The sequence below is a fragment of the Psychrobacillus sp. BL-248-WT-3 genome (assembly GCF_012843435.1).
GTDB lineage: Bacteria > Bacillota > Bacilli > Bacillales_A > Planococcaceae > Psychrobacillus.
The window spans coordinates 1-11,980 of sequence record NZ_JABAFC010000060.1; the positions used below are offsets into that span (position 1 = coordinate 1).

The following is an 11,980-nucleotide window of genomic DNA, read 5'->3' on the forward strand; positions in this document are numbered from 1 at the left end:
TTCATTCCGGACACGTCCTCTCTATTTATAGGATAGAGACTTAACTAACTTGTGTCCATACATCCATACTAGCATCATTATTAACGACTTCATTGGGATAAGTGGGATAAATCAGGATATTACAACATCTTAGAAAAGCCTTAAGTATAAATAAAATATGTTCTTCATAGAAACTGATGGGATAAAATTAATAATTAAAATAATCAAAAAATTATAAAAATTAGTTGTTTATATATTAAAATATAATATAATCAATATTATATTATGACACCAACAGGTGAATAAGGAGGAAAGAAATGAAAACGCTTCAATCAATTAGTAACTTTGCAGGTAAGTATTTTGCCTTTATCGTAATCTTGTTTTCCGTACTAGCATTTATGGCACCAAGTATGTTCACCATGTTTTCTGCATACATAACGATTTTACTCGGTATTGTCATGTTTGGAATGGGGCTAACGCTTAAAGCCTCTGATTTTAAACTCGTTTTTACAAATCCTATCCCTGTATTAATAGGGCTGGTTGCTCAATTTTCCATTATGCCAGCAATTGCTTTCGTAATAGCATATCTATTAAATCTTCCGCCACAACTTGCAGCAGGATTGGTATTACTCGGAAGTGTTCCTGGAGGCACCTCATCTAACGTCATGGTCTTCCTAGCAAAAGGAAATGTCCCCTTATCTATTACCATGACAAGTGTTTCTACATTACTTGCACCCGTGATGACTCCCTTGCTACTGCTCATATTTGCCGGGCAATGGCTTCCAGTTGATCCGATGTCCATGTTTATGTCTATTATCCAAGTTATTATCATACCTATTATTTTAGGGTTAGTCGTAAGCAAGTTTCTACCGATTGTTACAGAAAAAAGCATTCCGATTCTACCACTCGTTTCAATAGTAGCTATCACTATTATTATTTCTGCGATCATTGCTGGTAATAAAGAGAATATTGCAACAGCTGGAGTTTTAGTATTTGTTGCTGTGTTACTGCATAATGCATTTGGTTTACTTCTCGGTTACTTTGCAGCAAAACTATTTAAATTATCTAAGCAGGACCAGCGTGCAATATCTATCGAAGTAGGTATGCAAAACGCTGGATTAGGAGTGTCATTGGCTAATAGTTACTTCTCTCCATTAGCTGCGTTGCCAAGTGCATTTTCTTCTGCTTGGCAGGTTATTACCGGTACATTCCTTGCAACCTATTGGGCAAAGCGCGAAATTAAAAATAAAAATACATCTGCTTCAGACAAACCATTGGAAGTAAAACGTGTAGAAGAATTCTAGTTTAGCGTAGTGGATAGTAGAGCTTGCCGACAGCTATAAACTATTTCATAATTCAAGGGAATGTTAGATAGAAAGATTTAATAAAATAGATAGTTGATTATTAATTAGCAAACAAATAATACTTATGTAGAATCGAGTGAAAAAAATATGAGACCGATCTTACTTTTCTTGTTGCTAATGATCTGTTTTGGACAAATTGCCTCCGGTTTATATATGCGACACAAGAATAGAAGAACACATGGCATAATTTTTATTAGTGCGGGTATAGTAGGCATTGCAATTGGTTTAACGAATCACTTTTTCTTCACCTAACCCTTATCAAAATACGGCAATTTGAAAAAACAGACCAAGAAGAATTATTCTTTTTGGTCTGTTTTTTAGTTTCGATTAATTTTTCATATTACATAGCGCTTGGGCGTAAATCTGCTGGTAGTGGATTTTGGTATCCATCTCCCACTTGCTTTAATAATTCTTTTTTTGCATCGTCAATCAGCTGTGGATTATCAAACAAATCTACTGCAGTTGCAGCTAATACTTTACTCGCATAGATCAATCCTTTATGTGCTAATGATGTCTTCCCCTGAGATACGAGCTGCCATGTGTGTAACGGTGTTCCCGCTACAAAACAAGTCGTGAAAAACTGAGCAGTTGGCACAATCCAGCTGACATCCCCTACATCGGTCGAGCCCTGCATGACCTCACGATTTTTCACATAAGGAATAATTTCCGTAAAGAATGGAGAATCTGCCGAATAAAACTCTTCCGAAACTGTATATGCAGAAAGCTTTTCTGCATCAATTACCGCAGCCTCGACTTCTTCAGAAGTAATAGTTTTAGCCATCGCCTTAGCGTATTCCATTTCCTCATTGTTATAGGTAGGTAATCCAAATTGCTGAAGCTTTTCATCCATCAAAACATTCAATGTATGGTTAGGAATATAATTAGAGCAGGCTTTATTAAATTTCACCGTGAGCTTTGTACCCGTCATTAACGCGGCACCTTCCGCAATATTAACAACTCGCTGATAGATTGCTTCTACATCTTTTAACTGGGGAGCTCGGATTAAATATAACACTTCTGCATCTGACTGAACGACATTAGGGGACGCCCCTCCAGAATTGGTAATTGCATAATGTACCTTTGCCTCGGAAATAATATGCTCTCTTAAATAGTTAACCCCTACATTCATTAGCTCAACAGCATCTAACGCACTTCTCCCTAAGTGTGGAGAGTTAGCCGCATGAGCCGCCTTTCCTTCAAACGAGAAATAAACCTGATAATTCGCAAGCGAAGAAAAAGAAAAGATTCCCGTATACGAATTTGGATGCCAGGTAAGGGCCGCGTCAATCCCGTCAAAGACGCCGTCTCTGACCATATACGTTTTACCCGACCCGCCTTCTTCTCCAGGGCAACCAAAATATTTGATGGTACCAGTAATTTTGCCTTGTTCGATCAAATCCTTCACCGCAAGAGCAGCAGCTATCCCTGCTGTACCTAAAAGATTATGTCCACAGCCATGTCCATTACCATTTTCAATAATCGGCTCTCTGACTGGACTTCCAGCTCTTTGGCTTAAACCAGACAACGCATCGAATTCACCTAAAATACCAATATTCGGCCCACCTTGCCCAAAGGTAGCGGTAAAGGCAGTCTCAATATCGCCGACACCTCTCTCCACTATGAAGCCCTTTTCCTCTAAAAAGTTACTCAATATCTTAAAAGATTCGAACTCCTGAAATCTTGTTTCTGGAATATCCCATATACGATCACTTAGTTGGATAATTTCCTCTTCGTATGATTCTATTAGACTAGTTATTTGATCTTCTATTTTAATCATTAGCACTCACCTTTCATGTTGATAAATTTGTTCGATCGTAGCTAACCAAGTTTGCAATGCAATAGGTAGCACCGCTTCATCGATATCAAATCTTTCATGATGATGACCAGCTGCTAGTGTTGTTCCGAAAATGGAATAGGTAGATAAACCACCATTCTGTTGGACTCGTTCCATCATGAATGTCGCATCCTCTGATCCAGCAGCAAAATTAGCTGTAGGTATAACTTCATTTACACCAGCAACTTCCTTCGCTGCCTTAATCACAAGTTCCGCCAATTCATTGGAGGAAGAGCATGTTCTTGCCTCACCTACAATTTCATAGGAAAGGTTTGCCCCGTGCATTTTAGCTGCCCCTTCCAATACGGAAATAGCCTGCTCATGCACATAGGTATGCACCACACTGTTTTCTCCACGTGTCTCAAGCTTTAACGATGCATGAGAGGGAATAATATTCCGCCCATCCCCGGCTATGCACGTACCCACGTTAATACGAGAAGCCCCACCACTATGCCGCGAAATGGAGTGAAGTCCAAGAATGGCAGAGGCTGCAGCTAATAATGCATTCGTACCCTTTTCAGGCTCAGCACCTGCGTGAGCAGCCTTCCCAGTGAAGGTTGCATCTATTTTAGATGTAGCTAAAAACCCATTGGAACCTCCAATTACCGTGCCTAAAGGTGATCCTGTACCGACATGCATGCTGAGAAAGTAATCGACGTCATCTACTACACCAGCATCGACCATGGACTTTGCTCCTCGCACTCCTTCCTCTGCTGGCTGGAATATAATCTTGATAATCCCTTCTATATTCTCTTTATTTTGCGAGAGAATAGTAGCCAGCCCTAAACCTATCGAGCTATGAGCATCGTGACCACAAGCATGCATCCTGCCTTCATATTCAGATACAAACTCTTCCTCTATCGGTAGATGAGTAGTCTCTTTTGATTCTAAAATATCTAAAGCATCCATATCGAAACGAAAACCAATTGTCGGCCCTGGCTTGGAGCCTTGTATAGTTCCTACAACCCCAGTATATCCACCGACCATTTTTTCTAAGTATTCGATATGTCCCCCGTTTTTCACGGCACTTTCATAAACCTTCGTTAGGATTTCCTCTGATGGTACTCCCATACGATTCTCTGATACTACTTCTCTACCTACCTGCACTTGAAAACCAAGATTTTTCAGCTCATTTGCTATAATGGAAGCGGTTCGAAACTCTGTCCATCCTACCTCTGGATATTGATGGAAGCTTCTTCTCCATACCTTCATTTGTTCTAATGAATTCGAAGGAATTGTAAATAAACTCAAGTACGTTCACTCCTTAATTCATTTAATTTAAATACAAGGATACTCCTGGCCCGATTGGAATTCCGAAAAATGCAAAAACTAACATTAGAGCAATCCAAACGATTAGGAAAACAATAGTATACGGAAGCATTAGTGACATAAGCGTACCAATACCTGCTTTTTTATCGTAAAGGTGCATGAATGATAAGATAATAGCAAAATAAGGATTCAACGGTGTCACCATATTCGTAGAGGACTCTCCAATACGATAAGCTAGTTGGATAAATGCGGGATGATACCCTAGCAGCATAAAAATCGGGATAAATACGGGACCAACTAATGCCCATAGAGCCGAGCCACTAATGATAAACAAACTTAAAAATGCTACTAAAAATACAAATAACACGATAACAAAAATATTTGTCATATTGAACTTTGTTAATAGATCTGCGCAATTTACAGCTAACCAAATAGCTATATTCGACCAGTTAAAATAGGCAACAAACTGAGCAATCATAAAGATTAAAACGATATAGCCAGACAAGCTTCCTATCGCCTCTGTCATTATTTTTGGAACATCAGCTGTAGACTGAATTTTTTTTGTCGTAACTCCGTAGACAATACCTACCGTTACAAAGAACAAGAACAAAACAGGAACAATCCCTGATAAAAATGGTGAACGTAAAATAGTGCCATCTTCATTTAAAAGTGGAGAGTTAGGAATCAGCATACCAATAACTACAATTGCAATAAATATAATGGCTGCTATTAACGTATTTCGTAATCCTTTCTTTTCCAAAGGGCTAATATCTTTTGAGAACGCTTGTTGCTTCCCTGTATATGTACCAAGTCTAGGCTCAACATACTTTTCAGTAATAATGGTCCCTACGGCTGCAAGTAAGAACGTAGAGACACTCATAAAGAACCAGTTATCTAGCGGTGTTACGATTACATCTGGGTTAATACCCTTAGCAATTTCCGTAGAAATACCAGAAAGTAATGCATCCGTTCCTGCGATTAGTATATTTGCTGTAAAACCAATTCCTGTACTAGCTACACCAACTGCTAAACCTGCTAGTGGATGTCTGCCTAGAGATAGAAAAACTAGAGCCGCTAAAGGTGGAATTACTACAAATGCAGCGTCTGAAGCGATATTTCCTAAAATACCAATAAAGAACACGGTAAACGTAATAATTTTAGTAGGTGTTTTTACAATGGCACGCTTCATAAGCATTTCCAATAAACCTACTTTTTCCGCTAATCCGATTCCTAACATAATTGTTAGTACGAGACCAAGCGGTGCAAAACTAGTGAAATTGGTCAGAGTATTAGCTAGTATAAACTGGAGACCTTCGCCCGAGAGAATACTCTTAACTGCAACTGTTTCCTCGGTATTCGGGTGGATAACCTCTGCACCAACTAAATTTAAAATTGCTGAAACAATCATTAATGCCAAAGTTAGATAGAAAAAGAGAATAAATGGATCTGGCAGCTTATTTCCTATCCGTTCAACTAAAGAAAGAAACTTGGAAAATTTACCGTTATCTTTCATTTCAACACTGTTAGTTGTAATAATAATCACCCCTTTTTTTATTAAAAGACACTTTTTGTACCTGTCTTTAAAGAATAGGGTAAACTATAATTAGACAAAATTCAACAAATTTTTAGAAAAAGGAGAACATTATAAATATGCCTCGCATTTTAATATTGACTACCGAGAATTCACTAGAATGGGTTAAGCAGGTAGAAACACTACCAGTAGAACCATGTGAGTATAGTTTTATGGTGTACCAATCATTAGAGCATTTAAAGGATATTTTTTTAGAGCAGATTCGATTAGTCGACGGAGTTCTATTTAGCGGACAAATCCCACACTTTTTTGTCCAGCAGCACTTCCCCGATATTGACATTCCGATGTTACATTTTGATGTTACGCAAACGGACTTCTATCGTGCATTATCTGAATATATGTATACAAACCGAGACTTTCAGATGAAACGTTGCTTGATAGACTTTTTATATGAGGAAAATAACTATCTTGGAGTGAAGGAATGGACTGAGAAAGAGGACTTCCCTTATATCTTTGATGCAACCATGCAGTCCTATGCAGATCACCAGGTATATGAAAAAATGACGAACTACCATGTGAAGCTTTGGAAGGAAGGGAAAATAGATGTTAGCATGACACGACTGAGTCGCCTTCCTGACATACTGAAGCCGTATGGAATAAATTTAATTTTAGTTGTACCTTCCCAAAGAAGCATGGTCGAAAAAGTAAATGAGCTCTTAAAAGAAATTCAAATACTCCAGCTAATTGAAAATCAAGTAGTCATAGCACATTTAGAGCTATCTATAACACGGGAAAATTTTAGAGATTTGGAATATAAACAAATGTCCTTATACAAAGCAATCCTAGACTTTAGCCGAGGAAATAATATGAAATTTATCATTCATCAAAATACGTTTTTCTATGAAGTTATAACGAATTACTGCGACTTCAAACTAATAACAAGTGACATGGAGAGCTGCAAACTAGTCAGCTACCTTTCAGCCGAGCTACCATTTGTAGTGAAAATTGGATGGGGAATTGGCAATTCTATTCAAGCAGCACAGTTAAACGCAGAAAAAGCGGCTCACTTATGTACAACTTCGGAAACACAGTCCTATATATTAACAAAAGAGGCAAAGCTCATTGGACCTCTTGGAAGCGAAGACTATATTCAAGTAGATACTCAGTACGATTCTGCAACAGAAAAGCTAAGCGCTAAGCTAAACACGACGTCCCTTCAGCTGAAGAAAATAATCGCAGTAATGAACAAGCTTCAAACAAACATCCTGTCAGCGGAGGACCTAAGTATTCACTTGGGTATTACCGAAAGAGCAGCCAATCGTATTCTGAAAAAGCTAGAGGAAAAAGGGGCGGCAAAGGTTACGACACAGCAGCAAAAAAAACTAAGAGGACGACCCAAAAAAGTATATCAGCTTTATTTAGAGGAGGTATAAACGTAGGCAGCCAATCATTACAAAATTGGCTGCCTACTTTTAATTTATCTCTACATATGTACTGGAAATCTGCTTATACATGATGATAGGTTCTTTTTCTATGTTGTAAGATGTAAATCCTAATTCAGTATAGTACGGTGATATACTGGTTAAGTTATCGATTACGTGATGACGGCTATTCGAAATTAAAATCAATTCAACATTTAATAATGATAATTGATCCTCCAGCTTTTCATAAATGGCAATGCTAAGCTCCTTTTCATCCCAAGGTTCTTTGAGATTCAATGTATGAAAAACAGCTACGATACTATTGATCTTATCTACTTCACAAAATTTTTCTAAACTTATTAGAGAGTACGATAGCTTATCAGACAAGCAATCTGCTTCTCCACAAAGATCTAGATAAGAGGTTTTTACTGGATTAAACAAATGTAAGGAGGCTTCGCCTATTAGAATTGGATCGTCATGAGAATCTTTATAGATGAAACACTGGGCAAGAACTCTAAAGAACGATGTACCCTCCTCAACTGCAAGTTTAAAGTCGACATAAACGTTAGCTACGTCCATTCTATTCCCTCCATATATTCAAACCATTTTACATCAAAATATTATTTCATTTTTACCAATAATTTGATTCAACACGTATATAAACAATTGTAATAGATAGATTGTATCATTAATATAGGTTTAAAGAACTATATATTAATATAAAAAAGCGACTGATTATGGAGTAAACAGCCGTTTTATTAAGGAGAAACTATTTTTCTATTTAATTACATTTTGTTTGGAAATTTCAAATCAAATAAGTCTACCTTCTCACTTAACATACTAAATAAATTCATTGTTGTGTGTAATCGCTCCTGCTGCTTCAACAACGTATACTTAGAAACAGCTACTTCCACGCTTATTTTGTCATAAAACGTAAGCTTGCATAAACCCCTTCCCTGGTTCTCTATTTGAAACAAATGATTAAATATCCAAATACATTCTAAGTCCTTATAAGATCTTGTTGGAAAAGCACCGATTTTTTCAGCTATTAAAATTGGTGACTTGTTTGCATAATTCATCATTTTCTTAGTTGCTTCCATTCGACCTTCTAATGTAGAAGCATGGCGAATACATGCTAAATTCAGTAGTTGATTGACGGATAAGGAAGATCTGAAAACTCCATGTGTTGTAGTGATAATGGATTTATATCCCCCACAAAATGCTGATTGAATCATAAGTGTATATCTCGTTATCAATAAAGAATCGTTATACAGCAGTTTTTTCACTCCCCTGTTTCCCCTTAAATAAATAATACTAAATACCCTCTCCTTTGTATAGTCTGAATTAACTGAATAATTGTAATTATTAATATAATATGGATTTTAATTTATTTTGTCGTATTTCATTAAAATTTTGCAAAACAAATATAACGTATGTATGTCAATTCTTCATATTTCCACATTCGAATATCGCGAGACTTCTCGTTATGCTATGGAATACCTAGGAAAAAAATAGTCATGCATGATGGAATGGAAATTATATGGAGCGTTTTGAAGATATTTTAGATGACTATAAGCCAATGATCTCTGCCTGCATAAGAAAATTAAATATTTATAAAAACCACGATACCTTTAAACAGGCTGGATTTATCGCACTATGGAAAGCTTGGTTAAAGTATGATGCTACCAAAGGTGACTTTACTCCCTTTGCTTATCGGACGATCTATGGAGCATTACTCGATGAATTAAAAAAAGAACATCTCAACGAAGAACGTTTTCAAGTTATAGAAGAAGAACAATTGAGCAACCTACTAGAGAATGACAAGCTCCCCACTATTGAACATGACCAATTGTCCAATGCTATAAAACAATTATCGGTCGACGAAAAAGAATTATTACGCTGGCTATTTGTGGAGGAGACCTCTCTCAAACAAGCTGCTACAAGGTATGGAATAACTGTTTCTGGAATTAAAAAGAGACGAGAACGACTACTATGTAAAATGAGGAGCTTGATGGGTAGAGGATAATTTTATTTGGGAGGTGTTTGGTTAAGATTTGAAGTGGGTATTATTTAAGTAAGACTCAAAAGGGAGTGATAAGAATGTCAAAAGTTAACAAGCAAGCATTACTCATCGGAAGCGTCGCAGCCTTCGCCATTACTTATTTATATAAAACAGAAAATCGTAGTAAAGCTAAGGTCGCTTTAAAAAATACCAAAGCAAAAATGGATTCTTATATGGACTCACGCAAAAATTCACCAACATATGTGACGAAAACAGGGTTTTCTGATCCTGGGGATCCAGATGATAACCGTATGATTGAAGAAGGTGCAATGACAAGTATTCAATACTTCAATGCTAATGCCCAAGATAAAAAAGGGAAAAACAACTACCCAAAATCACATAAAAAACAAACACCTGTTACAGAGGAATCACTAGAAGAATCCAACAATGATTCTCCAGCGAAACAAGAAAACACAAAAAGAATGAATCCATAGTAATCAGAAGCCTGTACTTAGAGTACAGGTTTTTTCCTTGAATGGAGTTCCAATTAAATGCAAAAATAATTATTTTCTATTAAACTAAAATGGTAATTGTATGCAAAATATAGGAGAGATGGGAGTAATGCTAGAATGAATTATATTACCTTAAATAATGGTTTGAAAATGCCCCAGCTTGGATTTGGAGTTTGGCAAGTACCAAGTGAAGAAGCTACGAAAGCAGTTTCTAAAGCAATTGAAGCTGGATATCGTTCCATTGATACAGCAATGATTTATAAAAACGAAGAAGGCGTCGGTGAGGCATTAAAAAATGCCGATGTAGCTCGCGAAGATTTATTTATCACTACAAAGGTTTGGAATAGCGACCAAGGCTACGAAAATACCTTACGCGCATATGAAGAAAGCCTGGAACGTCTAGGTCTTGACTATGTTGACTTATATTTAATTCACTGGCCAACCCCTCAATTTGATAGTTATGTTGAAACATATAAAGCGATGGAAAAGCTATACAAAGATGGACGAGTAAAGGCGATCGGTGTTTGCAATTTTGAAATAGAACATTTAGAGCGCATTTTAGAGGAATGTGAAATCCCACCGGTATTAAACCAAGTAGAATGTCATCCTTACTTAGATCAAAGTAAACTAAAGGAATTCTGTGCCAAGCATAATATTTTTGTAGAAGCATGGAGTCCTCTAGACCAAGGTGGCGAGGTCCTGCAAGATTCCATCATTCAAAAAATTGCAGACACGCATGGCAAATCACCAGCACAAACCGTTTTACGCTGGCATTTACAAAACAACACCATCGTAATCCCAAAATCAGTTACTCCATCGAGAATCGAAGAAAACTTCCAGGTGTTTGATTTTGAATTAACTAACGATGAAATGGAACAAATCAAAACCCTTAACAAGGATCGACGTAAAGGATCCCATCCAAACGAGATGAATGTTCGATAAAAATTAGAGTCCACTTCCTAAAGGAAGTGGATTTTTTATTTATAGTAGTTCACTGTTGGCTGTAATTTCGATGCCGTTTAATGCCTGGGTAGCTAGCCTGTCTGCCTCACTATTCTCCTTGCGCGGCACCGCCTCGTACGTAGGATCGATCCCAAGTTTTTTCATCTTCGCTTCTATGCGATCGGCCCAACCCGATAGACTCGGCTCAATAACTGCCCACTCCCCACTCAATTGATTAATAACAACTTGCGAGTCACCAATAAACGTCACAGGCAAATGGTGAACACCAAGCAGCTCCAATTCCTTCAAGCACATATGTAGAGCAGCATACTCCGCCTCATTATTAGATATTAAATGTGCGGAAGGAGCATTACTCCGAAGGCGATACGCCTTACCACTCTGCTCATAATAAATTACACACCCCATACCCGACATCTTTGTTTGAATATCAAAGCCTCCATCAAAGTAAACACGCACATTATGAGGCTCCGTTTCAATACTCTTCAAGTAGCTCTTTAACTCCTTTAAAAGCCACGAGCTATCATACTGATCAATAAAATCCATCTGCTTTACTCTACCTGTTTTTTGAATATCTTCTGCAATAAGGAGTGCTTTAGCAACAGGCATTTCATCTGACCGAAAAAACGTCTCTGCCCCTCTAGGCGTTGTATAAGTCCACTCAATACGAATCTTCATCCATTCTCCCCCAGATTACACCAATATTTCCTTCGAATAATTACAACTAGTTTACCCGTTTCATACAGCTTTATGTTCCGTTTATGAAAGTTTTAGCTATTTATAATAGAAGGAACTCATTTATCCGTTTACTAAGTGAGTATTTGGTATGCAAGAATAGGCTTGCAGTCCCTGCCGACCTCCTACTCCAGTCAAATTTACGACAATGAGCAGCTAGTTTACTACAATCCTGCATTACTTTACGACAATCAACCCGTAAATTACTACAATCCTCGACCGCTCTCCTACTCCAGCCAAATTTACGACAATAGGCAGCTAGTTTACTACAATCCAGCATTACTTTACGACAATCAAGAGAACGTATAAAATTTTGTGTAAATGACCATAACTTTCCTATAGGAGATGATCATTATGCAAAATTACGAAAATA

11 protein-coding genes are annotated in these 11,980 nt (G+C 37.4%); 5 read left to right on the forward strand and 6 right to left on the reverse strand.

Features of this window, described 5'->3' with window-relative positions:
- The first annotated feature begins 296 nt into the window (after positions 1-296).
- On the forward strand, positions 297-1,283 hold the full coding sequence (locus HF876_RS18000; RefSeq protein ID WP_169361436.1) for a bile acid:sodium symporter family protein: 987 nt from the start codon (positions 297-299) through the stop codon (positions 1,281-1,283).
- Positions 1,284-1,683: 400 nt separating this feature from the next.
- On the opposite strand, the gene HF876_RS18005 is transcribed toward HF876_RS18000, so the two are convergent.
- The 3 genes from HF876_RS18005 to HF876_RS18015 are packed head-to-tail and all read right to left on the reverse strand — an operon-like array spanning position 1,684 to position 5,959.
- On the reverse strand, positions 1,684-3,120 hold the full coding sequence (locus HF876_RS18005; RefSeq protein WP_169361437.1) for a M20 family metallopeptidase: 1,437 nt from the start codon (positions 3,118-3,120) through the stop codon (positions 1,684-1,686).
- Between the two features lie 6 nt (positions 3,121-3,126).
- Positions 3,127-4,428, reverse strand: coding sequence for an amidohydrolase (locus tag HF876_RS18010; RefSeq protein ID WP_277347142.1), 1,302 nt, complete (start codon positions 4,426-4,428; stop codon positions 3,127-3,129).
- A gap of 22 nt (positions 4,429-4,450) precedes the next feature.
- Positions 4,451-5,959 carry an AbgT family transporter gene (locus tag HF876_RS18015; RefSeq protein ID WP_169361446.1) on the reverse strand — a complete coding sequence of 503 codons (1,509 nt, stop codon included), beginning with the start codon at positions 5,957-5,959 and terminating at the stop codon, positions 4,451-4,453.
- 137 nt (positions 5,960-6,096) lie between these two features.
- On the opposite strand from HF876_RS18015, the gene HF876_RS18020 reads away from it, so the two are divergent.
- Positions 6,097-7,410, forward strand: a complete 1,314-nt coding sequence (locus tag HF876_RS18020; protein WP_169361438.1) for a helix-turn-helix domain-containing protein — start codon at positions 6,097-6,099, stop codon at positions 7,408-7,410.
- 39 nt (positions 7,411-7,449) lie between these two features.
- Here HF876_RS18020 and HF876_RS18025 read toward each other — a convergent pair whose 3' ends face one another.
- Entirely contained in the window at positions 7,450-7,977 is a 528-nt protein-coding gene (locus tag HF876_RS18025; RefSeq protein WP_169361439.1) for a hypothetical protein, read from the reverse strand.
- A 206-nt stretch (positions 7,978-8,183) separates the two neighbouring features.
- The gene (locus tag HF876_RS18030; protein ID WP_169361440.1) at positions 8,184-8,684 is read right to left on the reverse strand and encodes a competence protein ComK; all 501 of its coding nucleotides are present in this window, start codon (positions 8,682-8,684) and stop codon (positions 8,184-8,186) included.
- Between the two features lie 254 nt (positions 8,685-8,938).
- Between HF876_RS18030 and HF876_RS18035 the strand changes: the two genes are divergently transcribed.
- The 3 genes from HF876_RS18035 (at position 8,939) to HF876_RS18045 (ending at position 10,854) form a co-directional block, all read left to right on the forward strand.
- Positions 8,939-9,424, forward strand: coding sequence for a sigma-70 family RNA polymerase sigma factor (locus tag HF876_RS18035; protein WP_169361441.1), 486 nt, complete (start codon positions 8,939-8,941; stop codon positions 9,422-9,424).
- Between the two features lie 74 nt (positions 9,425-9,498).
- Positions 9,499-9,894 (forward strand): hypothetical protein, encoded by a 396-nt coding sequence (locus HF876_RS18040; protein ID WP_169361442.1) that lies wholly within the window; start codon positions 9,499-9,501, stop codon positions 9,892-9,894.
- A 135-nt stretch (positions 9,895-10,029) separates the two neighbouring features.
- Entirely contained in the window at positions 10,030-10,854 is an 825-nt protein-coding gene (locus HF876_RS18045) for an aldo/keto reductase (RefSeq protein WP_169361443.1), read from the forward strand.
- Positions 10,855-10,893: 39 nt separating this feature from the next.
- Here the strand turns inward: HF876_RS18045 and HF876_RS18050 are convergent, their stop codons facing one another.
- Positions 10,894-11,550, reverse strand: coding sequence for a ribonuclease H family protein (locus tag HF876_RS18050; RefSeq protein WP_169361444.1), 657 nt, complete (start codon positions 11,548-11,550; stop codon positions 10,894-10,896).
- Between the last annotated feature and the right edge of the window lie 430 nt (positions 11,551-11,980).

Bases quoted from the DNA above. Each gene is read 5' to 3' on its own strand.
- HF876_RS18045 (WP_169361443.1), top strand. From the start codon at position 10,030: ATGAATTATATTACCTTAAATAATGGTTTGAAAATGCCCCAGCTTGGA.
- HF876_RS18035 (WP_169361441.1), top strand. From the start codon at position 8,939: ATGGAGCGTTTTGAAGATATTTTAGATGACTATAAGCCAATGATCTCT.
- HF876_RS18015 (WP_169361446.1), bottom strand. From the start codon at position 5,959: ATGAAAGATAACGGTAAATTTTCCAAGTTTCTTTCTTTAGTTGAACGG.
- HF876_RS18040 (WP_169361442.1), top strand. From the start codon at position 9,499: ATGTCAAAAGTTAACAAGCAAGCATTACTCATCGGAAGCGTCGCAGCC.
- HF876_RS18025 (WP_169361439.1), bottom strand. From the start codon at position 7,977: ATGGACGTAGCTAACGTTTATGTCGACTTTAAACTTGCAGTTGAGGAG.
- HF876_RS18020 (WP_169361438.1), top strand. From the start codon at position 6,097: ATGCCTCGCATTTTAATATTGACTACCGAGAATTCACTAGAATGGGTT.
- HF876_RS18050 (WP_169361444.1), bottom strand. From the start codon at position 11,550: ATGAAGATTCGTATTGAGTGGACTTATACAACGCCTAGAGGGGCAGAG.
- HF876_RS18005 (WP_169361437.1), bottom strand. From the start codon at position 3,120: ATGATTAAAATAGAAGATCAAATAACTAGTCTAATAGAATCATACGAA.
- HF876_RS18000 (WP_169361436.1), top strand. From the start codon at position 297: ATGAAAACGCTTCAATCAATTAGTAACTTTGCAGGTAAGTATTTTGCC.